Origin of the sequence: Haloarcula hispanica ATCC 33960 (assembly GCF_000223905.1) — an archaeon.
In the GTDB taxonomy this organism is placed as follows: Archaea; Halobacteriota; Halobacteria; order Halobacteriales; family Haloarculaceae; genus Haloarcula; species Haloarcula hispanica.
The window spans coordinates 1,357,595-1,382,597 of the sequence record NC_015948.1 but is presented as its reverse complement, the minus strand read 5'-3'; the positions used below and the strand labels follow the sequence as shown (position 1 = coordinate 1,382,597).

Genomic DNA, 25,003 nt, shown 5'->3' with positions numbered 1-25,003 from the left:
CAAATGCACGAGAAGTGCGGCGTTGTTGGCATCTCTTTGGAGGACCGTGACGCCGCCCGACCGCTTTACTACTCCTTGTACGCGCTCCAGCACCGCGGTCAGGAATCAGCCGGTATCGTCACCCACGACGGGTTCCAGCAGTACAGCCACGTCGAAATGGGACTCGTCGGTGACGCCTTCGACCCCGGTGACCTGGAATCGCTCAACGGCGCGAACGGTATCGGCCACGTCCGATACCCGACCGCCGGGAGCGTCAACGCCTGCTGTGCCCAGCCGTTCTCCGTCTCGTTCAAGTCGGGGTCGCTGGGGCTGTCCCACAACGGGAACCTCGTCAACGCCGACGAAATCGGCGACGAACTGGCCGACCTCGGCCATGCCTTCACGTCCGACGGCGACACTGAGGTCATCGCCCACGACCTCGCGCGTAATCTCTTAGAGGAGGATCTGGTTCGGGCTGTCAAGCGGACGATGAACCGTATCCACGGGTCGTACTCGCTGACGATTATGCACGACGAGACGGTGCTCGGCGTGCGCGACCCGCAGGGGAACCGACCGCTGTGCATCGGCGAACTCGAGGACGGCTACGTCCTCGCCTCCGAGTCGGCCGCCATCGACACGCTCGACGGCGAACTCATCCGAGACGTCAAGCCCGGCGAACTCGTCGTCTTGCACGCCGACGGCACCGGCTACGACACCTACCAGCTCGTCGAGCCCGAGAACACGGCCCACTGCTTCTTCGAGCACGTCTACTTCGCGCGACCGGACTCGACCATCGACGAGAACCTCGTCTACGAGGTCCGGCGCGAACTGGGCCGGAAACTCTGGGAGGAGTCCGGCGTCGAATCCGATGTCGTGCTCCCGGTTCCTGACTCCGGGCGCGCGTTTGCCTCGGGCTACGCAGAGGCCGCACAGGACGACGGCTCGGACATCGAGTTCGCAGAGGGGCTGATGAAAAACCGGTACGTCGGCCGGACGTTCATCATGCCGACTCAGGACGAGCGCGAACGGGCCGTCCGGTTGAAACTCAACCCCATCAAATCGACCATCGAGGGGAAAAGCGTCACCATCATCGACGACTCTATCGTCCGCGGGACCACCTCGACGCAACTGATTCAGTTGTTGAAAGACGCCGGGGCCGAGGAGGTCCACGTCCGTATCGGCGCGCCGCCCATCGTCGCCCCGTGCTACATGGGCATCGACATGGCCTCCCGCGATGAACTCATCGCCGGGAACCAGTCCGTCGACGAGATTCGCGACGAAATCGAGGCGGACTCGCTGTCGTATCTCTCTATCGATGCCATCGCGGAAACGCTGGACAAGAGCCGGGCTGACCTCTGTCTCGGCTGTGTCACCGGCGAGTATCCCTACGATATCGACGGCGAGGCGACGGACCGAGACGTTACCCGCCCGGATATCGGCACGCAGTCGCGCCCAGCTGACGACTAAGGCGGCTGTGAGCGGCCACAAAGACATCACGTTTTTACTGCCTCCGGGTGAGCGTCCAGCCATGCCTGGTCCCGCGTTTCTCGAAACCGAGCGGACAGCCCTCCGGTCACCAGACCGCGACGACCTCGACTGGATACGGCAGGTGTTCCACCACGAACAGGTCTGGGGGCTGGGGACGTACGCGAAACCCTCAACGGCCGACCAACTGGAGACGTTCTATGAGGAGACACTTTCCAATGAGGACTCGGTTCATCTGCTGGTCTGTGTCGACCCGGCCGGGAGTCCCGGACGGGTCGAGGACCGAACCGAACCGGTCGGGCTCGTCGCCATGACTGACCACGACCCGGAGCGGGGCACAGCCGAACTGGGCTACTGGCTTGACCCGGACGCCTGGGGCGAGGGGTACGCCACTGAGGCGGCGGGCAGACTGGTCCAGTACGGCTTCGACCAGCGGGCGCTCCGGAAGTGGTCGGCAAAGATTGTGGGCGGGAACGACCGCTCCGTCGCGGTGGTCGAACGGCTTGGATTCACGAAGGAAGGGACACACCGCGAGGAGTGGTATCTCGACGGCGCGTGGCGTGACATGTTGTGGTTTGGGTTGCTCCGAACGGAGAGCGACTGATAGTGAGTATTGCGACTGGTTGCCGCTCCGACCGCACGCTGTCGTGCGGTCGATGTGGTACTGACTCGCAATAATCACTATGACGTTACCAGACCAGATACAGCATCGCGTAGACGGCGATACCCATCGAGAAGGAGATCAGCCACAGCCCCGCGGCCAGCTTTCCGGCCCGCGGGTGGTTCGTCGACGGCAGTTCCGAGACGGGGTACGTGTAGGCCAGCAGCAGGACGTAGTACACCGCTGGGATGGCGATGATGGCAAGCAGGATGTGGATAGCGAGGAAGGGGAGATAGAAGTACGTCTCGACGACTGCCGGGCCGGTGAAGTCCGTCGGCCCTTCAAGCGTTATCCGGTAGAGGTACAGGACGAGAAACAGAGCGAACAGGCCGAACGAGGAGAGCATCAGCTTCCGGTGTCGGGCGACATCGCCGCGGCGGATCGCTCGGATACCGCCGACGATTGTTCCGATAGCGAGGGCGCTGACCACGGCGTTGGCGTGGGGGATCGCCCCGAGTACGCTCGCGGGCGCAGCCGGGAGAGCGGACTGTGGAATCGCCCCGAGAACGGCCCCGAACACGAGCGCGAGCGACACGACCGTCAACAGGCCAGTGAGTGCTGGCACGCGATACCGAGCCTGGAGATCCATACCACAACTCCGGACTGGACGCAAAATACGGTTTCGAGTCACGTACGGCGAGGCGGGGTCGTTACGTGGTTTTCGCTGCCGGCCGCTCGACGTTGGTTACGTCCAGTCGGACCCGTCCCGTCGAGTCGTTGGAGAGGGCGGTTTCCCACCCGTGACCGTGTGCGATTTCCCGGATCACGGCGAGGTGGAGCCCAACCCCTTCGTCACTGGAGGCGTAGTAGAGTTCAAACGGTTTCTCGTTTCCCGTCTCCAACGGGGTGCCGTCGTGTTCGAGGGCGAACCCGTCGACCGTGTCCGTGATCGTTATCTTCTCGGTATTGCCCTGCTCCGTCGCGAACCGGAAGAAGTTCTCCGCGAGCTGACACAGTCGGCCACTATCGGCCAGTATCGTCTCGGTACAGTCGATTTCGATGGTCGACCCGTCGGTGTCGACCGTCGTCCAGGCGTTCGCCATCACGTCGGAGAGTGTTACCGGCTCGACGATGTACTGTCGGCCGCCCTGACGGGCGATTTCCATGAGGTCGTCGATGAGAAATGACATGCGGGTGTGGCTGCGCTGGATGGCGTCGAACTCCTCGGCGGCGTGTTCCGCGGCTAGCAGTTCGACTCGTCCCATCGCCGCCTGAAGCGGGTTCCGGAGCTCGTGTGAGATTATCTGTGCGAGCTCTCGGAGTCGCTCTTTTTGTCGTTCCAGTTCCGTCGTCCGCTGCTGGAGCGCGTCTTTCGTCTGGCTCGCGTCGATAGCCAGCGCGATGTTGTGGCCGACCTCCCGGAACGTGTCCTGTTCTTCCGTGTCGAAGATATCGACGCGGTCTGCGTACACTCCGAGGACGCCGTACGACGTCCCATCGTACACCAGTGGGACAGCGAGAACTCGGGCGCAGTCCGTTTCCAGTGCGTCTGTGTCATTTGCGAACGTTGCTGGGTCGATATCCGCAACGACCAGTCGGTCCTCCGACTCGGCGCGGCACAACGGCTCCGGCACGGTGATGGAGACGCGGTCACGCTGTGAACCCAGCGCTCGAACGACTGGCCTGTCGTGCTGACAGGTCACCGTACAGGCCTCGCTGTATCTGGCTGTGCCCGCCAGAACCGCCGTGATGTCGCGTTCGATATCCACCCGCGACTGTGAGCGGACGAGCGCTTGATTGACCAGCCGGACGGCCTCGTTGAGCTGTTTTCGCTTGTTCGCCCGTTGACGGGCCGGGCTGGAAGCGACGGCGGCGTCGACCCGCGCTAGGAGCCGCTGGTGAGCGTCGCTCACTGTGCTCGGAACGTAGCCGAACACGTCGCGGCTGTAGGCCTCGCGGGCGATGTCGCCGTTTGTCACCTCGGCAAAGAGGACGACCGGGAGTTCGGGGTGATTTCGTTGCAGTCGATCGATAAGGGTCAACCCACCGAGATACTGTGTCCCGTCCGGGTTCTCCACTTCGCAGTTCGTGACGACACAGTCCGTGTCGTAGTCGCCGAGCGCACACTCCAGATCGCGAACACCGTCGAACTCGTGGACGGTGAGATCACTGTCCCGGAGCATCGAAATCGCGGCCCTGTCCTGGCTCGGACTACGGACAAACAGGACGGTGGGCTGTGACTTCATCACCCTTCCGAGGAGACACACGCATAAAGAAGTTACACCACGAAACACTCCATTATTGACACCTCCACCATCTCAGCGACACTATTGCCCATTTCAGGGGACGATTTATACACACGGCACCGTATCCTTTGATGATGGCACAACCGGGGCTGGAAATCCATCGGACCCAGTCGGCAGTCATCGATGCGATACAATCTCTTATCGACAGTGCCGAGGAGAGCCTCACGGTTGCGGTCCCGAAATCGTCCCTCCCGGAGTTTGTCCCGCAACTCAGCGCCGCTATCGAGCGGGATGTACTGGTACTGTTACTGGTCCACGGCGATGCGACGGCACCGACGCCCGCATACGAGGATATCGCAACGGCGGTCAGGACAATCGAGAGCGGTATTACCCCACTGCTCGTGACCGCAGATATCCAGCGCGGATTCACTGGGCATTCCGGACTGTTGACCGACTCGATAGCAGAATATCAGGCGACCGAGTTCGACAACGAAAACCTCGCTCACGACGAATTCGCGATGTTTCTCGGCACTCATTGGCTGATGGGGACGGAACACTACATCGCTAGCGTGTGTGCGTTCCCGCGAACGTTCTCCGCGTTCCAGTTCGCGGTACTCATGGCGGCGCTGGCGTTGCGCGCGGGGACGGCGATCACTGCTCGCGCTCGGGTCATCTCGACTGCGGACCGGACGGAGACGACGATATCGGGACCGGTGATAAACGTCCGGCAGAGCGTCGTCTATCCCGCATCGAGCACGAACCCGGCCGAACGGTCACTCACTATCGAGACCGATGCCGGACCGGTCACTGTCGGCGGGGCCGGTGCGACGAAGGAAGCCTACGAGTGTCGCGAGATCACGCTGGACAGGGCTGACGACGAATAACGCAGCGAGAAAATCGCCTGTAAGACGTAACAATCAGCGTCGGTGTGTCGACCGTCGCTATCGAGTGCCGACCGTCGCTACTGGAAGGTGCGACTGGCCGTGCTCTCGTCAGTGACGCCGGGTTCGGCCCGGTCGAAGCGCTGCTCGATTTCGTCGTAGCGCTCGCGGGTCTCCTCGGTGACGCTGGGGCCGACTTCGGAGAGCGCGTGCTCGAAGTGGTCCATCGTCACGCGGACGTTGCTGACACTGTCGCCGATGTCCTCGGGGTCCACGCTGTTGATGAACTCCCGGGTCGCGGCCATCGACGCCTCGCGGGCGACCGCTTCGATGTCCGCGCCGACGTAGCCGTCCGTGCGGCTGGCCAGTTCGTCGAGGTCGACGCCGTCGGCCAGCGGCTTGTCGCGGGTGTGGACCTGGAAGATGGCGCGGCGCGCTTCCTCGTCCGGGACGGGCACATGGACGTGCCTGTCGAGTCGGCCGGGGCGCAGGAGCGCGTCGTCGATGAGGTCCGGCCGGTTCGTGGTCGCGACGACCACGACGTTCTCCATGTCCTCGATCCCGTCCAGTTCCGTCAGGAGCTGGGAGACGACGCGTTCGCCGACGCCGGAGTCGGTCGTGCCGCCGCCACGTTCGCCGGCGATGGAGTCGATCTCGTCGAAGAACACCACGGTCGGGGCGTTCTCGCGGGCCTTGCTGAACACTTCGCGGACGCCCTTCTCGGACTCACCCACGAACTTGTTCAGGAGTTCCGGCCCCTTCACGGAGATGAAGTTGGACTGGGCCTCGTTGGCGACGGCCTTCGCCAAGAGCGTCTTCCCGGTGCCGGGCGGGCCGTACATCAGTACGCCCTTCGCGGCTTCGAGGTCCATCGACTCGAACACGTCTTCGTACTCGAGGGGCCACTGGATAGTCTCCCGGAGCCGTTCCTTGGTGTCTTCGAGCCCACCGACGGAGTCCCAGGTGACGTCCGGGACTTCGACGAACACTTCCCGGAGCGCGGAGGGCTCGATGCCCTTCATCGCCTCGCGGAAGTCTTTGTCGCTGATCTCCAGGCGTTCGAGCACCTCGGCGTCGATCTCGTCGGATTCGAGGTCGAGTTCGGGGCGGATGCGCCGGAGGGCGTTCATCGCGCTCTCTTTCGTGAGGGTCGCGAGGTCAGCGCCGACGAAGCCGTGGGTGTTCTCGGCGTAGTTCTCGATGTTGATCTCCTCGGAGAGGGGCATCCCGCGGGTGTGGACCTGCAGGATCTCCTTGCGGCCCTTCTTGTCCGGGACGCCGATTTCGATCTCGCGGTCGAAGCGGCCGCCACGGCGCAAGGCGGGGTCGATATCGTCGACGCGGTTGGTCGCGCCGATGACGATGACCTGTCCGCGCTCTTCGAGCCCGTCCATCAGGCTGAGCAGCTGGGCGACGACGCGGCGCTCCACGTCGCCCTGGGTCTCGCCACGCTTCGGGGCGATGGAGTCGATCTCGTCGATGAAGACGATAGCGGGGGCGTTCTCCTCGGCCTCTTCGAAGACCTCACGGAGTTGCTCCTCGCTCTCGCCGTAGTACTTCGACATGATCTCCGGCCCGGAGATAGTGGTGAAGTACGCGTCGATCTCGTTGGCGACGGCCTTGGCCATCAGCGTCTTGCCCGTGCCGGGCGGGCCGTGCAGGAGGACGCCCTTCGGCGGCTCGATGCCGAGCTGCTGGAACAGTTCGGGGTGGCGCATCGGCAGCTCGATCATCTCGCGGACCTGTTCGAGTTCGCGGTCGAGCCCGCCGATGTCCTCGTAGGTCACGTCGGGAGTGTCGCTCGCTTCAGGTGCGCCCTCGCCGCTGTGGACCTGCTCGGCGGGCATCTCGCTGACCTGGATGTCCGTGGAGTCGGTCACGACGACCGTGCCGGAGGGCTCGGTCTCGGCGATCTTCAGCGGGATTTTCTGGCCGGACATCGAGGAGAGCGGTCCGAGGCCGAAGCTCACCGGAACCGTCTGGCCCTGCGTGACGGCCTGGCCGCTGAGGTTGTTGCGGATCATCGGACCGACGTTGCCCCGGACCCGAAGGTTCTGGGGCAGCGCGACGGTGACCGAGGTCGCGGGGTTGACGTCGGCCTTCTCGATGTTGACGGGGTCGTCGATACCGACGTTGGCCTCCTGGCGGAGCTGCCCGTCGATGCGGACGATGCCCTTCCCCTCGTCCTCGGGGTAGCCGGGCCAGACCCGGGCGACAGCGCGACTGTCCTGCTTCCCCTCGAGAACTATGTAGTCGCCGTTCTCGAGTTCGAGTTCGTCCATCGCGGCGCGGTCAATCGCCGCGAGGCCACGGCCAGCGTCTTTCTGTTTGAGTGGTTTAACAGTAAGTCTCATCAGTTATCTCCCTCGCCGTCTGACAGTTCGATAGTGAGAACCCCGTGGTTGATAAACGCTCGTGCGTCGCCAGCGGGGATCTCCTGTTCGTACTGGTGGCCGTCTGCGACGACGATGACGGTCCCGTCGACCACATCGACACTCGCATCGGCGGCAGGTCCCACGTCCGCCGCGAACACGACGCTGTCGTCGTACTCGAATCGGCGGAGGGGCGTCTCGTCGAACAACTGCTGTTCTGAAGTCATGCTAACTCAAAGTAAGCGTGACAAGTATATAAATCTACCGCTGAAATACGCTGTACGGCGGAAAAATGAGTGTAGTTGCTTGAATGCGGTTCACACCTCAGCTGAGCGCGCCAACCTTTTATCCACACCGCTTCCGAACGGTGTCGCATGGAACGGGTCAATCACGACGGGCGAGTCACGGCGTACAGACAGACACAGCCTGCGGCATCGGGGCCGACGGCGCTGTATGTCCACGGCAGCGGGGCGACACACCGCGTGTGGGGTCGTCAGTACGCGCCATCCGGACCGGCTCACCCCGCCGTCGCACTGGACCTGTCAGGGCACGGAGATTCGGACGATATCGACACCGACGCCGGGACCACGACACTCGACGCCTACGCGGACGACGTGGTCGCTGTGGGGCGGGAGACAGACGCGGAGGTGCTGGTCGGGAACTCGCTGGGCGGGGCCGTCGCCCAGTGGGTCGCACTGGAGCGGGACTGGACGCCCGAGGCGATAGTGTTGCTGGGGACCGGCCCCGAACTCCCGGTGTTCGAGGGATTACAGGAGTGGCTCGCGGACGACTGGGACCGCGCCGTCGAGTTCCTGCACGAACGGGACCGCCTGTTCCACGACACCGGCCACGAGGCCGTGTCGCGCTCCCACGAGCAGATGGAGACGGTCGGGCAGGCGGTAACCCGCCGCGACTTCATGACGTGTCACGGTTTCGACGTGCGCGAACGACTGGGCGAGATTGACGTGCCCCTGCTGGCCGTCTGTGGCGAACACGACAAACTGACCCCGCGTGCGTATCACGAGACACTGGCCCGCGAGGTCCAAGACGGAGCGGTGTCGTTTATTCCCGACGCTGCACACCTCGCGATGGTCGAACAGGCCGAGACGTTCAACGACGTCCTAGAGGAGTTCATCGATGACACGGTCTGAGCGGGCCTGAGCGGCTGGAGAGGGGTTACTCTCCGGAGTAGACCCACGGCCCAAGCGCGAAAAACAGCAGCGAGATGGCGAGCATCGCCCGCGGCCCAGCCCGGAAGAACGCCGCTGGTGCGACGACGGCGACAGCCTGCACGACACCCATCGGGATGGCGTGTTTCGGCCCTGGCTTGGGGTAGTCGAAGGGCGCGATCATCGCAAGCGAGAGGCCGAGCGCGCCGACACTCAGCACGAGCGGGTTCGTGACGCCGCTCAGATACGCCGTCGCGATGATGATACTCCCGAGCGTGTTCGGCATACCCGGCCGCTCGTCGGGAGAATCGAAGTACGTCGAGTAGAACGCGGTCCGGACGATAGAGCACACGACGTACGCGGAGGCGAGCAGGGCGAGGCCGACGAACACGGCCGGGTGGGCGGACTCGATGCCGCCGTAGGCGTCTGTCAACAGCACGTACAGAAAGAGGCTCGGTGTCGCGCCGAAGGAGACCACGTCAGTCACAGAGTCGAGCAGCGGGCCGACCGCCGAACTGTCGCCGTTCCGGGCGACGATCCCGTCGATAGCGTCGGCGATAACAGCCAGCAGAATGAGCCGAGCGGCCAGATGCGGGTCGGTGAAGGCGATGGCTCCGGCGACAAACCCGACGACGGCGTTGAACAACGTCACCGTGTCGGCGACACTGAGTCGTCGGCGTACCTCGAAGCCCATGGTTCCCCGGTTGGCCACGGCGTATATGAAGGACTCGAAAACGAACGCTACGCAGTGCCGACCGGCCGCGTTACTCCTCCGGGAGGTCGTGGCCGATAACGAGGCGAGCGGTGGTGGCGAGCGTCCCAACGACGAGGACGACCAGTTCCCAGCCGCTTCGGGCGATGGGGAACACGCGGTCGACGTTTTCTGGTTCCGGTTGTCCCGGATTCGGGTCGATGCCGGTACTCATCTGTACCTCGCTGGAGTTGCCCATCGACTGCGTGGTCGACCCGCCGCTCCCGCCCGTGCCGGTGCCACCGGAAGCCTGAGAAGACGGCTCGGGCAGTTCGACGAACGTCTGGACGATGCCGCGCTGGCTCGACAGCTCCAGATGGCCGCTGAGCTGATAGAACTGGTCGTACAGCGGCCAGAAGAGGTTCGCACCGCCCGTAATCATGTCAAGCAGGACGTGGCCCACCGCATACACCACGACACAGAACCAACTGACTCGAACACCGTAGGCCCCCCATCGGCCCCTGATATACGAGTCGTCGCGCACGTACAGGTCAACTGCGATGAGGAGCGCCAGCACCGCGGGGATGACGAGGTTCGTCGTCGCAGCCCGGTGGCCGGCCTGCCAGTAGAGGCCCACGAACGCGTCTACATCGGGAAACGTGACAACAAGTATTGAAAGGAGCAGCGACCGCTTGTCGAATGCAGCACCCAGCAGCGTTGCGGCGAGTAACCCAACGAAGGCGTAGTGAACCACCAGCGAAGGCATATAGATATCAACACCACCACAGAAATGAGCGTTGTGGTGGGCGCTATCAGAATGAGAAACTACCCCACTTGATTAATATACCCATAGTAAATACGTTGTTAGTGGGGAATCGGTGGGGTGGTGCGGCACCCACTATCACTTCTGTAAACAGTATCGACACACCGAGTCAAAACAGCGAAAACGAGAACCGCTCAGTCTGCCGTGATTTCCTGCTGTGCCGTGGCCGTCTGATTCTTCATTGGGGCGACGAGCCTGTAGAGCGCGTACAGGGCCAGGACCAGGAGGCCGGCCAGGACCAGTCCGGTCCGGAGCGTCGGATCGATCATCGGGGTGGCGATGATCTCGCCCGCGTCGTTCGTCAGCGGTGCCGCGCTGTAGGGCTTACCCGCCAGTATCTCCACGATGCCGAGGACGACGACGCCCAGCAGCATCAGTCCGCCGCTGAGTGCCATCGCCGCTTTGTCGATGACGGTGGTGTGTTGTTGCATTGGTGGTCACCTCCTTAGCCGAGCAGGTACCTCAGTTTCGGGTGTCGTTTGACCAGTGTGGTCTTCTCGATGATCGCGTCGAGGCCGTAGTAGCGACCGGTAGCCAGCACGATCATCGTCATGAACAGCAGCATGCCCATGAAGTCGCTGTTGACCAGCCCGTGGCCGAACTCCGCGTTGCCGATCCAGAACAGGGCCATGAAGAAGACCCCGAAGACGGAGGCGAGCCTGACTAGCGCGCCGACCATCAGTCCCAGCCCGATGAGCGTCTCGCCCAGCGGGACCATTGCCTGAATGAGCCAGCCAAGGTATTCGCCCATCAGCACGGGGAGCGGACCGAGTGCCGTGCCAGTCATCTGCTTGAGATACGTCGGCCCGTAGCTGTAGGCCAGCCCGTTCTCGATGAGCTTCGTTACGCCTGCGTGGAAGAACCACCAGCCGGTTACGACACGCAGGAACGCCAGCCAGTATGCGGTCCAGGCCCCGCCGAGCTCGAGCTCGAAGTCGTCTGCCAGGGGGTTCGCCGCTTGATAGGACATCTGTGTCACCTCACATATGGAGTTCCGCACCACGGTGGCATATAAGGGAGAGGGTGTTCCCACCGAGTGAAAACACATCTCAGCCCCTGAGAAGGGATGTATCAGCCGTTTAGCGTTTCGACACCTGTTCGGTTGCGTTTTTATTTCCTCCGACGGGGAGACACCACGGGCCACCGTGAGGTTCAAACCATCCATGCAACTACGGTAGGACACCAATGGTACTCGAACTGACGGGCGAACACACCACAGCGCGGGTGATGGTCGACGACGAATCGCTCGTCGAGGCTGGGTGTCGGGAGCAGATAGAGACGCTCATCGACCATCCTGCGTTCACCGAACCGGTGCGGATCATGCCGGACACGCACTGGGGGGCCGGCGCACCCATCGGCTTCACGATGCCGCTTGGCGACCGCGTCGTCCCGAACATCGTCGGCGTCGACGTCGGCTGTGGGATGGCCGCGACGAACCTCGGGCCGGAGCTCCCGCTGGAAGACGAAGAGCGCGAGCGCCGCGTCCGCGAGGCGGTCCCGATGGGGCGGTCGGTTCACGACTACGACGACGCGGTCCATTTCGTCGAGGAGTTCCCGTTCGAGCGGGCCAACCGCATCTTCGAGCAGTTCGACGCGGCCTACGCCGAGCGGTTCGGCGAGCACATCGACCCTGTAGAGTTCGATTTCGACGGCTACGACGAGGAGTACTTCGAGTCGCTGTGTGACCGCGTGCTGGCCGACCAGCGCCAGGGAATGGGGTACATAATCAAGAGTGCGGGGACGCTGGGCGGCGGGAACCACTTCGTCGAGTTCGGCCGGGCACGCGAGTCGGGCGACTACTGGCTGGTCATCCACAGCGGGTCCCGGTATCTGGGTAAGTCTGTCGCCGAATACTGGCAATCGACGGCGACGGACCGCCGGACCATCGGCGAGATCCGCGAGCAGATCCCCGACGAGTACGTCGAGTATCTCAAGTTCGACCCCGATACAGTCGAATCCCGCGACCTTTACGCCTGGGTCACTGGCGGCATGGGCGAATCCTACATCCGGAAGGACCGCCTCCGCCGCGAACTGGACGGCAAGGAAATCGAGGACGCCTTCGACGCGCTGGGACAGGTCCAGGACGCCATCCACAGCAGCGACGACGAGGACCGCAACACGGACTTAGACTGGCTCGAAGGCCGCGAGGCTCACGGCTACCTCGTCGACATGCTGTTCGCCCAGCAGTACGCCCGCTGGAACCGCGAACTGATGAGCGACGCCGTCTGCGACGCGCTGGGGATCAACCCCGTTGACCAGTTTCAATCGATTCACAATTATATAGATTTCAGGGACCTGACCATCCGAAAAGGTGCGACCCCGGCCCGCGAGGGACAGCGGCTGCTGGTCCCGTTCAACATGGCCGACGGGTCGATTATCGCACGCGGGAGGGGCAACGACGAGTACCACCAGACAGCGCCGCACGGCGCGGGTCGCGTGATGAGTCGCCGGCAGGCCCACAGCGAGGTCGACATGGACGAGTTCGCCGCAGCGATGGACGGCGTCTACTCGGAGTCCGTCATTAAAGGTGTCCGGGACGAAGCGCCGATGGCGTACAAGGACGCCGAGGCCATCCTCTCGGCCCTCCGGCCGACAGCAGAGGTCGTCGAGTGGGTCGACGCGGTCCACAACCTGAAGGCGACTGAGTGAGCGGACCTGTTAGTTCGGCAGAAAGTGATTTGCACGCGAAGGCCTTGTGTCCTGTATGACCATTCTCGTGGCTATCGCCAACGATTCGGTCTCTCCGGCGGTCATCGATACGGCAGTTCGACTCGCTGACGGGCTCGACGAGGAACTGTACGTCGTCCACCTCGTCGACGAGGACACCGCCGACGGCACGGCCATGCAACTCCGGGACGAGATGCGCGAGCGGTTCCGCGACGCCACCATCGTGGCGACGGTCGCCATCGAACACGTCGGTCGGTCCGCGATGCGTTCGGGCACGCGGATCGGCAACGAACTACTGGAACTCGCAGCCGACGTGGATGTTCGGCACATCGTCATGGGCCACGAGCCGAAGGGGCTGGCCGGCAGACTCCGGGAAGGCGACGCCGCAGTCGCTGTCATCGACGCCGCCGACGTGCCCGTTACTATCGTCCCCGAACGCCCGTCCGACGTGTAAGCGTCGCTCTGAGTATCACAGACCCAGTTCCCGGCCGAGTACCATTCGCTGAATCTCGCTTGTCCCCTCGCCGATTTCCATGAGCTTCGCGTCCCGGTAGAACCGCTGTGGCGCGAAATCAGTCGTGTAGCCGTACCCGCCAAGCACCTGGACGGCGTCCTCGGCGACCTCACGACAGATTTCGCTGGCGTCGAGCTTTGCCAGCGAGGAGAGCCGCGTCACGTCCTCGCCTTGGTCGTACATCGTCGCCGCCTTGTGGGTCAGCAGGCGGGCGCGCTCGATTTTGCGGTCCATCTCGACGATCTTGTCCCGGACGGCGTCGAACTTCGAGATGGGGCGGTCGAACTGCTCGCGTTCGGTGGCGTAGGACTTCGCGGCCTCGAAGGCCCCCTGTGCGAGCCCCGTCGAGAGCGCAGCAATAGAGATGCGGCCGCCGTTGAGCGTCTTCAGCGTCTGCTCCCAGCCGTCGCCTTCGTCGCCGAGCAGTCGGTCCGCGGGAATCCGACAGTCGTCGAACTGGAGTTCGCAGGTCGGTGAAGCGTTCAGCCCCATTTTGTCCCACTCGGTCGTCACCTCCCAGCCGTCGTCATCGGGACCGACGATGAACGTCGAGATGCCGTCGTAGCCGGACTCAGGATCGGTGACGGCTTTGACTAGCACCGACCCGGCGACGGAGGCGTTCGTGATGAACTGCTTGGTGCCGTTGATGACGTACTCGTCGCCGTCCCGCTCGGCCGTCGTGTCCATGTCGCTGGCGTCGCTCCCGCTGCCCGGTTCAGTCAGCGCCCAGCCGCCGAGGTGTTCGCCGGAAGCGAGCGGTGTGAGCCAGCGCTCTTTCTGTGCATCTGTGCCAAACAACTCTATGGGCTTGCTTCCGAGCGAGGTATGGGCCACGTACGAGAGCCCGATGCTCCCGGAAACGCGCCCGAGTTCCTCGGCGACGAGCGCGTACATCAACGTATCGCCGCCCAGACCACCCCACTCCTCGCTGATCGGCACACCCATGACATCAAGCTCGCCCAGTTCCTCGAATATTTCCGCCGGAAACCGGTGCTCGTCCTCTATCTCCTGGGCTATCGGCTGAATCTCGTTCTCGCAGAACTCGCGGACCGAATCCCGTATCATCCGGTGTTCGCCGGGAACGTCGAACTCCATACCGAATCTATGTCTTGTGTTATTAAATAGCACACGGGGGCAGACACAAGCCATTTGCCCGTCCACGGCTTTTCTCAGGTGGAATGGCGTTCCGGCGACTCCTCCGCGGGACGGTCCCCTGGGAGCAACTCGAAGGCGTGGTGCGAGCGGTAATGGAGCGGTACGACGAGCCCGCGGCCCATGTGGCGTTTCTGGAGGCGGACAACTGGCTCTCGACTCCGCTGGTCGTCAATGATCAGTGGTTCGTGAAAGTCATCACGGGGCAGAACTCGCTGGTTCATACACTGTTGACCGCCGGCCGAAACATCGGCGCGTTCTCGTCAGGGACCGAGGGTTTTTTCGAGCATTTCGGGACGCCCTACGAGATGGCAGAACACGAACTGGCGGCGACCCGGCGGATGCGGGAGATCGGCGTCAACGCCCCCGAGCCGATAGAGGCCTTCGAATACGACGGGATGGGGGTACTCGTGCTGGAGTACATCCCAGACTTCGAACCGCTGGACGACCTCCCGGCCGAGACCGTCGAGCGACACAGCCCGACGGTGTTTGACTTTCTTCACCGGATGCACGAGGACGGCCTGGCTCACGGCGATTTCCGGTGTGAGAACGTGCTCGTGGCCCACGACGACCTGTACTTCATCGACGCCACGAGCGTGCGCGAGGAAGCGATCAGCGACGCTCGCGCCTACGACCTTGCCTGTGCGCTGGGCGCGTTGGAGCCGCTCATCGGTGCGCCACCGGCTGTCTCCGCCGCCGCACGCCACTACGATACGTCCGAGTTGCTGGCCGCGGAGGAGTTCCTCGACTTCGTCAACATCCGCCCGGACCACGACTTCGCCGCCGCAGAAATCCGCGGGGCCGTGGAAAAGCGCGCCTAGACTGGCTCGGAACAGTGTCAGTCCGCCGGCGTTGCCCCGACCGCCCGGCTTCTTGCGACAACGCCGATACCGACAAGCACGACGGCCCCGCCGGCGACGGTCGACGGCCCGGGTATCTCCGCGAGCAACAGCAGCGCCAGCAGCGCGCTCCCGACTGGCTCACCCAACAGCGAGACGCTAACCATACTGGATTCGACGTGTGCCAGTGCCCAGTTGAGGACGGTGTGGCCGAACACGCCGGGACCGACGGCCATCGCCAGGAACAGGGACCATTCCTGCGGCGGGTAGCCGGTCACGGGGTGGCCCGACACGACGACGAAGCCGAGGAGGCATATCGCGGCGACGCCGTAGACCACGGTCACGTAGGGGATGAGGGGGAACCGCTGGCGGAGCGAGCGCCCGGCGAGCACGTAGCCGGCGGCCATGACACCGCCGACGAGGGCCAGCGCGTTGCCGTACAGCGGACGCGGGCCGATGGCGCCACCGCCGAGCAGTTCGCCGACGGACATCACGACGATGCCGCCGATAGCGACGAGGATGCCCGCCGTCGTGCCGCGTGTGACGCGCTCGTCGAGCAGCGCCCACGCGCCGACAGCGACGAACAGCGGCTGGCACTGGACCAGCGTGACCGAGGCTGCCACGCTTGTCCACGCCAAACTCTCGAACCATGCGGCGAAGTGAATTGCGAGCGCGACGCCAGTCGCCGCAGCCGCCAGTACGTCCCGCCGGGAGAGCCGTCCGAACGCCGACCGATGCCGGCCCAGCGCCAGCGGGGCCAGCAGCGCGGTCGTCAACAGGACGCGATAAAAGGCCGCCACCGACGCCGCGGCCGCGCTCCAGCGGACGAGAATTGCGCTCGTACTGACCGCAAGTACGGCGACGGCCAGTGCGATTCGCGGGTCGATTCGCGGCTCGGTCACGCCCATCTCGCTCCGTTGTGGCGCGGAGACAGCAGGGCCCCATCAGTTACCGCGACGACACGTCCACTCATCCCGTGGCAGTATCAGGCATGGGAATAAAGAAACACCGGAGACCATAGTCGGGGCCGTGCCGTCCGCGGACAGGGCGAGTTACCCTTCGAGCAGTTCCTTCGTCTGCTGATGGCGATACCGGAACATCGGCTCCATCCCGAGACAGCCGAAGGGGCCAAGGGCCTGGCCCAGCGGTCCGCCGGGCAGTTCGAACTCGACGTGGTCGTGGACGAGCGTCTCCCTGTCGCTCAGCGCTTTGAACGTATGCGTGTGTTCCCAGTGGGGGAACGGCCCTTCCTCCATCACGTCGCGGAACATCGCTTCGTCCTCGCCCTCCTCCCGCGCAACGATATTCGAGACCCAGCGCTGGCGCGGCGGCACGCCGAACGGCTTGATTGAGGATTCGACAACCGACCCGGCGGTCAGTTCCTCGGGATTCGGCTCGCCATCCGGTCCCCGCTCCGCCTCGATGCGGATGTTCATCCAGTCGGGAGTCAGCGCGACCAGCCCATCGCCCGTCGCGTGGAACTTCCAGACTTCTGACAGCGGGGCTTCGACGCGAACCTGCCGCTCGTAAACGTTCATACACGCAGTAGGGGAAGCGCCGGCAAAACACCCGCGATAGCCACGACCGATGCCGGGACGGAGTCAGGGCCAGATACCGCCTTCCTCTGCGGCAGCGACGACGCGCTGGATGGCGACGACGTACATCGCCGTCCGGAAGTTCGGCGCGCCGGTCTCCTCGTAGGTCTCGACGAGGTCGTCAAACGCGTTCGTAATGATGGTCTCCAGTTCGTCGTTGACCCGCTCTTCGGACCAGTAGAACCGCTGGCGGTTCTGGACCCATTCGAAGTACGACACCGTGACGCCGCCGGCGTTGGCGAGGATATCAGGGAACACGGCCACGTCGCGCTCCGTGAATACGTCGTCCGCGTTCGGTGTCAGCGGGCCGTTTGCCGCCTCCACGACGATGTCGGCCTGTACGTCGCGTGCGAGGTCGCCGTCGATGGCGTTTTCGAGCGCCGCCGGAACGAGCAGATCCACGTCCATCGTCAACAGCTCCTCGTTCGTCAGCTCTTCCGTCGCGCCCTCGTAGCCGGCTAGCGACCCGGTCTCGCTTTTGAACGCCTTCGCGTCGCGTGCGTCGAGTCCGTCGGAGTTGTAGACGGCACCGGAGGAGTCGGACACTGCGACAATGTTCGCGCCCAAGTCCTCGATGAGCTTCGCCGCGACGGAGCCGGCGTTCCCGTAGCCCTGCACGGCCACGGTTGCGTCCTCGATGTCCTTGCCGAGATAGTCGAACGCTTCGCGTGCGGTGAGCATCACGGAACGACCCGTCGCCTCGACGCGGCCCGCACTGCCGCCCGACTCCGGGGCCTTGCCGGTGATGACGCCGGGCTCGGTGGTGTTCTCCAGCGTCTCGTATGTGTCTTTGATCCAGTTCATCTCGCGCTGTCCGGTGTTGACATCGGGCGCGGGGATGTCCCGGTCCTCGCCGATGATCGGGCGAAGTTCCTTCGCGAACGACCGCGTTATCCGCTCTATCTCGTCGGCCGAGTACTGGCGCGGGTCGATCTCGATACCGCCTTTCCCGCCGCCGTAGGGGATGTTAACGGCGGCGCACTTGTACACCATCCAGCCTGACAGCGCCTTGACCTCGTCGCGTGTGACCTGCGGGTGATAGCGGATTCCGCCCTTGTACGGCCCTCGGTCGCCGTTGAACTGTGAGCGATAGGCTCGAAACACCTCGACGGAGCCGTCGTCCATCTCCACGGAGAGGTTCGTCTCCAGCACTCGCTCGGGGTGTTTCAGCCGTTCGAGCACGTCGGTCGAATATTCGAGATAGTCCGACGCGTCGTCGATCTGCTCCTGTAAACTCTCAAACGGGTTTACCTCTGGAGACATACGCGGAATGTCTCAGACTGTGGGCAAAAGAGTACCGCCGTCCATGGGATTCTCTAGACGAGCGATACCCACAACGGCACTAGTCGGCCACATGGATTGCTGGCGATTGAGCACAGTCGTCCATGGCGATACGATCCGTGCGGAAACGGCGGTCCTGTACAAGCGACTGACCGGCGACGAGGCCGTGGTATCGCTACGATGCAGGTCGACGCTGCAGCAAGGGCGACACGCTCGTCTGTACGTTCGAGCGGACGGCCTTTGTCCAGCGTGCAGACGACTGAAATCGGAGGACGGAAACCCCGAGACGGCTACAGGCTAATCAAGAGGACCGCGTTTATCACGACGGCCGCCACCCACGGGAGCGCTAGCCCGAGCGGCACGACGACGCCGCGCTGCTCGTTCAGCAGCTGGCGGGTCAGCCCTGCAAGCCCGAGAACGCCGACTTTCGTCGCTCCGAGAACGGCGATCCCGAACGTCTCTATCGCGGCCCGCATCACGGGGTTTCCCTCGTGGAGGCCGTGCTGGAGGCCGACGTGTGTCAGCCACACGTCGATGATGAGCGTCACGGCGACTACCAGCCATAGCTCTCGCTCGACGGCTGCAAGTTCGTCAAGCAGGGCGCTACACCACCCGTCGATGATCCCTATCGGGACCGTTCGGTCCGTTGTGAACACGTCACCCTCCGCAACCACGCCCCCACGTGGTCTGTTTTCCTGTTTTCACCCAATGTATTAAATACACAGTGTTTACTACTGAAACGGATGGGGTAGGGGCTGTCTACTCCCAGGAAGCACGGGTGTATGGGCCGCCGCGAATACAGTCAGAGAATCGTCCCGTGTTTCTTCTCGGGCCGGTCCATTTCGACATCCTCGTACAGGTCAAACCGGGCAACGGTTTCGTCTCGGAGGTCACCCGGCGGAACGATCTCGTCGATGACGACTTCGCTCGCCATCCGGTGGACGTCGATGCCTTCGCGGTACGCCTCGCGTAGCTCCTGCTCGCGCTCGGCCCGCTCTTCCGGGTCGCCGATTGCGTCCAGTTTGTTCGCGTACACCGCGTTTATTGCGGCTTCGGGGCCCATAATCGCGATTTCGCTGCCCGGGAGCGCGAGTGTCGTTTCTGGGTCGTAGGCGGGGCCTGACATGGCGTAAATGCCCGCACCGTAGGCCTTCCGGACGACGACGCACTGCTTCGGAACGGTGGCCTGTGAGGTGGCGTAAATCATTCGCTTGCCGGCTTCGAGGATGCCCTCTTTTTCGACGGAGGAGCCAGCCATGAATCCCGGCGTGTCACAGAGGTACAGCAGTGGGATGTTGTAGGCGTCACAGGTCCAGACGAAGCCGGCCGCTTTGCGGGCCGAATCAGGGAATATCGCGCCGGCCCGCTGGCTCGGCTGGTTGGCGACGATACCGACGGGCCGGCCGTCGACTCTGGCGAATCCAGTCAGAATTTCGGCCCCGTACTCCGACTGCAGTTCGAAGAAGGAGTCGGCGTCGACGATGTGTTCGATAACTCGGTGCATATCGTAGCCTTTGTTCGGTTCTGCGGGGATGACCGAGTCGAGGCCCGCAGGGTCAACTGCCGGCGCGGTCCCGTCGGTCCGTGGCGGTTTCTCGTCAGCGTTATCGGGCAGATACGTGAGAGTTGCGCCACGAGCTCGCGGGCGTGGTCCTCGTCGTCGGCGACCAGATCCGCGCTGCCGGAGTGACGGGCGTGCAGGTCCGGCCCGCCGAGCGTTTCGAGGTCGATGTCCTCGCCAGTGACCATCTCGACCATTCGGGGGGATGCGATAGCCAGTGCGCTCATGCCACGGACCATGACGGTGAAGTCGGCGAACACCGGCGTGTAGGCCGCGCCAGCGATACACGGGCCGTATAGGACGCATATCTGTGGAATCGCGCCAGATAGCAGCGAGTGGTTGTAGTAGAACTTCCCGATCCCTTCGCGGTTGGCGAAGAAGCCTCGTTGCTGGTCGATACGGCCGCCCGAGGAATCGACCAGATACAGTAACGGCTGTCCGCTCTTCAGCCCGCGCTCTTGCAGTCGGAGGAACTTCTCGACGCCGTGGCGAGCGATTGATCCCGCCTTGACGGTGAAGTCGTTGGCGGCGACGTGTACCTGTCTGCCCTCGAAGGTCCCCGCGCCGGTGATGAGTCCGTCAGCCGGCAGCCGGTCGTCCTCGTCGTCCACGTCGGGACTGCTGGGATGCCACGAGTCGAAGTTCGCGAACCGGCCGTCCTCGAAGTCCAGGCCATCGTCGCCGAACCAGAGTTCGAGTCGGTCGCGGACGAACAGCTTCCCCTGCTCGGTGAGGCGGTCGCGGTACTTCTGCGGCCCGCCACGTTCGATGTCGGCGATCTCTTCACGGAGGCGTTTCTCTCGTTCCGTCGGTGCAGCGTCCGCCGAATCGCCGTCCACGGCTGTATCTTCGGCCCCATCTTCATCGGTCACCTCGCGGACTAACGTCGGGGTTTCATCGTCGCCGACGTACACTTCCACAGTTCGGCCGGTGTGTTCGGCGACGGCGGCCGCGATGGCCGACGCCTCGTCGCGCGTGGCCTCGGCCGCGATATGCACTTTCATACCACACCCAACGGACCCGGGGATCACAGTAGTTACCCCGCGTGCGATTATCACCTCTCGTAATGGTGGCGCACCATTGATATCGGGTGCCGGACTACTCATGTACCATGAGTGCCACCGGCCACCCCCGAGAGACGCCGCCGTCGGCCAGGCGTCGTCGCCGGTGGCTCCTGCTTCTCGCGGTATTCCTTTTGTTCCCGCTGCTCATTGCAGTCGCTTCTGGCACGGTCGCGGCCGAAGACACCGAGTCGCCGGAGTGGGGCAATGCGACGCGGGGCAACGCGACGACTATCGAGGTGTCCCTGTACGACGACGGTGGGTCGGTGGACACGAGTACGATTCAGGCAGCGGATTTCGAGCTAACCGCGGGTCGAGTGGAGAACGTCTCGGTCGCATCGATCAACGCCTCCGGCGAAAACAGGACCGGGGTGCGCGTCTCCCTGCTGCTAGAGAGAAAAGTCGACACAGACAACGTCACTGTCAGCCTCCGTGACACCGCCAGTATCACCGACGAAGCGGGGAACGAACTTCCCCACGAGTCGGTCACCGTCACCGGGATGGACGCCGTCGTGCCGAAGTACCAGTCGTTCGAGGTACGCCGCGTCAATAGCTCCACCGCCCGCATCTCTGTTGGGATTCACGAACCGATACAGCAGCTTCGAATCTCCGTCGGCGGCCCATCGCTAGACACACTCAACATCTCGGGATTCACCGAACGCACCGGTAACACGATCACGTACACACGAAAGTACACGTTCCCGGAGGAGGGTGAGTACTCGCTGCTGCTGATGTCGGTGACCGACGAGAACGGTAACGAGAACTCCTTTGGCCGACAGCGGACGTTCCTCTATGACGATTCCGCACCGAACGTCACCGTTGCCGGTCCGGAGAACGCGACGGTCGGCGAGTCGGTGACTTTCTCCGCGGCGGGGACGACAGACGATCAGGGCGTCGAGTCGGTCCGGTGGCAGGTGGGGAGCGATACGATCCTGACCGGCGAGAACATCACCGTGGCCTTCGCCTCGCCCGGCAGTCACGAAGTCACAGTGACCGCCGCCGATCCGCTCGGGAACACGGAAATTGTGACCAGAGTCGTGTCTGTGACGGGCAATGGAACCGCCGGGAATGTGACTGTGCGGCAGCCGAACGCGACCGTGGCGAACGTCTCGGTGAACGGGTCCGGCCAGACACAGCAGATTCGGCCCTCGGAGGGGCCACTCGTCACCAGTGAGAACGGAACGCTGGAGCGGCTTGCCGCGTCGTTCCCGCGTAACGAATCCGCCACACTCACCGTCCGCTCCCGCCAGCCCACGCCAGCGTTCACGACTGCCACCGGGCACACCGGCGTCAGCCGGTTCGATATCGACCACGGCTCCGTTCCGGCCGAGGACGCGACGTTCACGTTTACTGTTGACCGTGACGCGCTGGCGGCGGTCGACGCGGAACCCGATGCTGTGACGCTGTTCCGGAAAGACGACGGGTGGACGCCGTTAGCGACCGACATTGCCGGCCGGAGCGAGTCACACATCGTCTACCGGGCTGACTCTCCGGGCTTCTCGACGTTCGTCGTCGGAGTCGAACAGACAGCAGCGACAGACATGGATGCGGAGGCGGCGACAACCGACTCGGAAACGTCGACGGCCGAACCCGAGACGACCGAGACACAGACAGAAGAACCCGGACAGCCGGATATCGTGGTCACGAACGCCACGGCAGTTCCATCGGAACTCGGCCCCGGCGAGCGAACCGTCATCGCCGTCGAGCTTGAAAACCGGGGGACTGCGAGCGGGGACCACAACGTGATCGTCGCGCTCAACACCTCGATACTGACGACGCGGACGGTCACGGTCCCTGCCGGTGAGACACGAACGACGGAGTTTGCTCGCTCGGTACCCGCAAACAAGACTGGTGAGCTAATGGTCGACGGGCAACGCGTCGGGAACGTGACAGGCGGCAGCGGTGGCCTGCCGATTCCCGCGTTGCCGTCCATCGGGATTCCGAACCCGCTCTCGCTGTGGCCCGACGGCATCGTCGGCACCGTTCTCGGCGGGCTCCTGGGCGTCGCTGTCGGGCTGTACGGCGTTCTCAAAGCGCTGGCGATATATCTCGGTTACTGAAACAATATCCGAGCCGTCAGTCGATAGTCGCTTCGAGCCGGTCGATCAGGTCGTCGTTCCCGAGATACAGCGGCGTCCGCTCGTGTAGCTCGTCAGGCTCGATTTCGAGCAGCGACTGGTCGCCGTCGGAGGACCGACCGCCGGCCGATTCGAGGATATAGGCCATCGGCTGTCCCTCGAACTGGACCCGGAGCTTTCCTTCGGGGCGTGACTCCAGTGCGGGGTACGAGAAGATACCGCCGTAGGTGAGTACCTGATTGATGTCCGCGACCATCGCTCCGCCGTATCGGAGTTTCAGTTCGTGGCGGACCGACTCGGCGTACGATTCGAACTCGTCTGTCCAGGAGTCGACCCCGCCGCCGAACCCGAACACTGTGGGGTCCTCCGGAACCGTCACGTCGTCGTCGACGACCCGCTTGTCGCCGTCTTCGAGGATGTACTCGCGGACGCTGCCGTCCCGGGCGACGACCATCGAGGTGATGGGGCCGTAGATGACGAACCCGGCGGCGAGTAGATTGGTGCCGACCGTCGGCGGCTGTTCGCTGTAGACGCCGAAAATCGTCCCCATCCCGCTGTTGGGTTCGAGGTTGCTCGACCCGTCGAGCGGGTCCATGGCGACGTGGAGGCGACCGTCTGTCGTTTTCACGTCCGCGCGTTCCTCGCTGGCGTAGGAGGCGACACCGTCGATGTCAAGCACCCGCTCCTCGAACAGTTCGTCGGCGCGCAGATCAGCCGCGAGCTGGTCGTCGCCGGTGGGGTTGACGGAGTTGCTCTGGCCACGGTGGTCGGCGATGGCGCGGCGGACGTCCGGTGTCGTCGCGGCGATGGTCTCGATGACTGCTGTGACTGTCTGCTCGGCTTCGGTGGTCGAAATGTCGAGTGACTTACTCATTTGTCAGATTAGGGGCAGGGACTGGCCATCCGGTGACCAGTCGAATTTTTCTCCGAGCCTGCTGCCCGCAGGGTCTCTCATCACCAGTACGTTCCCCGGCACACCATAAGTATCTTTTTGCTGACATTTACTACATTTCGAGTGAATATTCAGCCGCGGGGCAGTGCTTGCCGCTAAGCCTGTGACAGGTTGACTCGGTCGGATTGGGGCCGCCATGCCGATCCGATACCGTCGGCAGACTTACACGACCGCCGGACGAAGGCGCGGGTATGCATCTCGAAACAGTCGACACCGTCGGCGTCGTCGGAGCCGGAACGATGGGTAACGGTATCGCACAGGTCACAGCGACGGCCGGCTACGACGTCGTCATGCGCGATGTAACAGACGAACTGGTTGCCGCCGGGTTCGAGGAGATCCAGTCGAGCTTCGAGACGCTCGTTGCGCGCGACACAGTGACAGAACAGGAAGCAGAAGCGGCAACAGCCCGCATCACCGGAACCACAGAGATGGAGGACCTCGCGGATGCCGACCTCGTCGTCGAGGCCGTAACAGAAAACATGGACATCAAGCAGTCCGTGTTCGAGGAGCTCGACGCCGTCTGCGGGCCGGACACGGTGCTAGCCAGCAACACGAGCACGCTCTCGATTACGACCATCGCTAGCGTCACCGAACGGCCAGAACAGGTCCTCGGACTGCACTTCATGAACCCTGTACCGATCATGAAAGGCGTCGAACTCGTCGTCGGTGAGAAAACGAGCGACGAGACGGTGACGCTGGGCCGCGAGTTCGCACACGACATCGGCAAGGAGACCTGGGAGGCCGACGACAAGCCCGGGTTCGTCGTGAACCGGGTGCTGATGCCCTGGATAAACGAGGGCATCCGGGCGTACGACGAGGGCGTCGCGGATAAGGCCGACATCGACCGCGGGCTAACTCTCGGAACGAACGTCCCCATGGGGCCGCTCGAACTGGCCGACCACATTGGCCTCGACGTGGTCCTCGATGCCTCCGAAACGCTGTATGAGGAACTGGGCGACCGCTACAAGCCCGCATACCTGCTCAAACGCAAAGTCACGGCCGGCGACCTCGGCAAAAAGTCCGGGCGGGGCTTCTACGACTACGACTGATAGATCT

General features: G+C 63.6%; 23 protein-coding genes and 1 pseudogene. 9 read left to right on the top strand and 15 right to left on the bottom strand.

Annotation, left to right across the window (positions count from 1 at the left end; genetic code table 11):
• The first annotated feature begins 3 nt into the window (after positions 1–3).
• Both purF and HAH_RS07005 read left to right on the top strand, forming a co-directional pair.
• On the top strand, positions 4–1,446 hold the full coding sequence (gene purF, locus HAH_RS07010; RefSeq protein WP_014040290.1) for an amidophosphoribosyltransferase: 1,443 nt from the start codon (positions 4–6) through the stop codon (positions 1,444–1,446).
• Positions 1,447–1,507: 61 nt separating this feature from the next.
• The gene (locus tag HAH_RS07005) at positions 1,508–2,068 is read left to right on the top strand and encodes a GNAT family N-acetyltransferase (RefSeq protein ID WP_044951824.1); all 561 of its coding nucleotides are present in this window, start codon (positions 1,508–1,510) and stop codon (positions 2,066–2,068) included.
• Positions 2,069–2,153: 85 nt separating this feature from the next.
• Here HAH_RS07005 and HAH_RS07000 read toward each other — a convergent pair whose 3' ends face one another.
• Both HAH_RS07000 and HAH_RS06995 read right to left on the bottom strand, forming a co-directional pair.
• Positions 2,154–2,714 carry a DUF420 domain-containing protein gene (locus HAH_RS07000; RefSeq protein WP_014040288.1) on the bottom strand — a complete coding sequence of 187 codons (561 nt, stop codon included), beginning with the start codon at positions 2,712–2,714 and terminating at the stop codon, positions 2,154–2,156.
• A gap of 61 nt (positions 2,715–2,775) precedes the next feature.
• Positions 2,776–4,311, bottom strand: coding sequence for a sensor histidine kinase (locus HAH_RS06995; RefSeq protein ID WP_014040287.1), 1,536 nt, complete (start codon positions 4,309–4,311; stop codon positions 2,776–2,778).
• A 131-nt stretch (positions 4,312–4,442) separates the two neighbouring features.
• Here HAH_RS06995 and HAH_RS06990 point away from each other — a divergent pair, with 131 nt between their 5' ends.
• Positions 4,443–5,195, top strand: a complete 753-nt coding sequence (locus HAH_RS06990) for a TrmB family transcriptional regulator sugar-binding domain-containing protein (protein ID WP_014040286.1) — start codon at positions 4,443–4,445, stop codon at positions 5,193–5,195.
• Between the two features lie 77 nt (positions 5,196–5,272).
• On the opposite strand, the gene HAH_RS06985 is transcribed toward HAH_RS06990, so the two are convergent.
• Entirely contained in the window at positions 5,273–7,546 is a 2,274-nt protein-coding gene (locus HAH_RS06985; protein WP_014040285.1) for a CDC48 family AAA ATPase, read from the bottom strand.
• A complete protein-coding gene (locus tag HAH_RS06980; protein WP_014040284.1) occupies positions 7,546–7,791 on the bottom strand; it encodes a DUF7127 family protein in 246 nt (81 codons plus the stop codon). The genes HAH_RS06985 and HAH_RS06980 overlap by 1 nt, the downstream gene beginning before the upstream one ends.
• A 147-nt stretch (positions 7,792–7,938) precedes the next feature.
• Here HAH_RS06980 and HAH_RS06975 point away from each other — a divergent pair, with 147 nt between their 5' ends.
• On the top strand, positions 7,939–8,715 hold the full coding sequence (locus HAH_RS06975; protein ID WP_014040283.1) for an alpha/beta fold hydrolase: 777 nt from the start codon (positions 7,939–7,941) through the stop codon (positions 8,713–8,715).
• A gap of 25 nt (positions 8,716–8,740) precedes the next feature.
• Here the strand turns inward: HAH_RS06975 and HAH_RS06970 are convergent, their stop codons facing one another.
• The 4 genes from HAH_RS06970 to HAH_RS06955 form a co-directional block, all read right to left on the bottom strand.
• Complete coding sequence (locus HAH_RS06970; RefSeq protein WP_014040282.1) at positions 8,741–9,427, bottom strand: protein sorting system archaetidylserine synthase; 687 nt, start codon at positions 9,425–9,427, stop codon at positions 8,741–8,743.
• A gap of 70 nt (positions 9,428–9,497) precedes the next feature.
• On the bottom strand, positions 9,498–10,190 hold the full coding sequence (locus HAH_RS06965) for a metal-dependent hydrolase (protein ID WP_023843252.1): 693 nt from the start codon (positions 10,188–10,190) through the stop codon (positions 9,498–9,500).
• 191 nt (positions 10,191–10,381) lie between these two features.
• The gene (locus tag HAH_RS06960; protein ID WP_014040280.1) at positions 10,382–10,678 is read right to left on the bottom strand and encodes a hypothetical protein; all 297 of its coding nucleotides are present in this window, start codon (positions 10,676–10,678) and stop codon (positions 10,382–10,384) included.
• A gap of 14 nt (positions 10,679–10,692) precedes the next feature.
• The gene (locus tag HAH_RS06955) at positions 10,693–11,217 is read right to left on the bottom strand and encodes a DoxX family membrane protein (RefSeq protein WP_044951822.1); all 525 of its coding nucleotides are present in this window, start codon (positions 11,215–11,217) and stop codon (positions 10,693–10,695) included.
• 215 nt (positions 11,218–11,432) lie between these two features.
• On the opposite strand from HAH_RS06955, the gene HAH_RS06950 reads away from it, so the two are divergent.
• On the top strand, positions 11,433–12,896 hold the full coding sequence (locus HAH_RS06950) for an RNA-splicing ligase RtcB (RefSeq protein ID WP_014040278.1): 1,464 nt from the start codon (positions 11,433–11,435) through the stop codon (positions 12,894–12,896).
• A 55-nt stretch (positions 12,897–12,951) separates the two neighbouring features.
• Positions 12,952–13,368: a universal stress protein gene (locus HAH_RS06945; protein WP_014040277.1), complete on the top strand. Its 417-nt coding sequence runs from the start codon at positions 12,952–12,954 to the stop codon at positions 13,366–13,368.
• A gap of 15 nt (positions 13,369–13,383) precedes the next feature.
• Here HAH_RS06945 and HAH_RS06940 read toward each other — a convergent pair whose 3' ends face one another.
• Positions 13,384–14,523 (bottom strand): acyl-CoA dehydrogenase family protein, encoded by a 1,140-nt coding sequence (locus HAH_RS06940; RefSeq protein WP_014040276.1) that lies wholly within the window; start codon positions 14,521–14,523, stop codon positions 13,384–13,386.
• 83 nt (positions 14,524–14,606) lie between these two features.
• On the opposite strand from HAH_RS06940, the gene HAH_RS06935 reads away from it, so the two are divergent.
• Positions 14,607–15,401 (top strand): RIO1 family regulatory kinase/ATPase domain-containing protein, encoded by a 795-nt coding sequence (locus HAH_RS06935; RefSeq protein ID WP_014040275.1) that lies wholly within the window; start codon positions 14,607–14,609, stop codon positions 15,399–15,401.
• A 17-nt stretch (positions 15,402–15,418) separates the two neighbouring features.
• Here the strand turns inward: HAH_RS06935 and HAH_RS06930 are convergent, their stop codons facing one another.
• The 5 genes and pseudogenes from HAH_RS06930 to HAH_RS06910 form a co-directional block, all read right to left on the bottom strand.
• Positions 15,419–16,327: a DMT family transporter gene (locus HAH_RS06930; protein WP_014040274.1), complete on the bottom strand. Its 909-nt coding sequence runs from the start codon at positions 16,325–16,327 to the stop codon at positions 15,419–15,421.
• Between the two features lie 144 nt (positions 16,328–16,471).
• On the bottom strand, positions 16,472–16,957 hold the full coding sequence (locus tag HAH_RS06925; RefSeq protein WP_014040273.1) for an SRPBCC family protein: 486 nt from the start codon (positions 16,955–16,957) through the stop codon (positions 16,472–16,474).
• Between the two features lie 63 nt (positions 16,958–17,020).
• Positions 17,021–18,277 (bottom strand): Glu/Leu/Phe/Val family dehydrogenase, encoded by a 1,257-nt coding sequence (locus tag HAH_RS06920; RefSeq protein ID WP_014040272.1) that lies wholly within the window; start codon positions 18,275–18,277, stop codon positions 17,021–17,023.
• Between the two features lie 308 nt (positions 18,278–18,585).
• The gene (locus tag HAH_RS06915) at positions 18,586–18,969 is read right to left on the bottom strand and encodes a DUF5658 family protein (RefSeq protein ID WP_014040271.1); all 384 of its coding nucleotides are present in this window, start codon (positions 18,967–18,969) and stop codon (positions 18,586–18,588) included.
• A gap of 128 nt (positions 18,970–19,097) precedes the next feature.
• Positions 19,098–20,860: pseudogene (locus HAH_RS06910) on the bottom strand (acyl-CoA carboxylase subunit beta).
• Positions 20,861–20,967: 107 nt separating this feature from the next.
• Between HAH_RS06910 and HAH_RS06905 the strand changes: the two are divergent.
• Positions 20,968–22,977, top strand: coding sequence for a PKD domain-containing protein (locus HAH_RS06905; RefSeq protein WP_014040270.1), 2,010 nt, complete (start codon positions 20,968–20,970; stop codon positions 22,975–22,977).
• A gap of 16 nt (positions 22,978–22,993) precedes the next feature.
• On the opposite strand, the gene HAH_RS06900 is transcribed toward HAH_RS06905, so the two are convergent.
• Positions 22,994–23,869: a class 1 fructose-bisphosphatase gene (locus HAH_RS06900; protein ID WP_014040269.1), complete on the bottom strand. Its 876-nt coding sequence runs from the start codon at positions 23,867–23,869 to the stop codon at positions 22,994–22,996.
• A 269-nt stretch (positions 23,870–24,138) separates the two neighbouring features.
• Between HAH_RS06900 and HAH_RS06895 the strand changes: the two genes are divergently transcribed.
• On the top strand, positions 24,139–24,996 hold the full coding sequence (locus HAH_RS06895) for a 3-hydroxyacyl-CoA dehydrogenase family protein (RefSeq protein ID WP_014040268.1): 858 nt from the start codon (positions 24,139–24,141) through the stop codon (positions 24,994–24,996).
• The last annotated feature ends 7 nt before the right edge of the window (positions 24,997–25,003 follow it).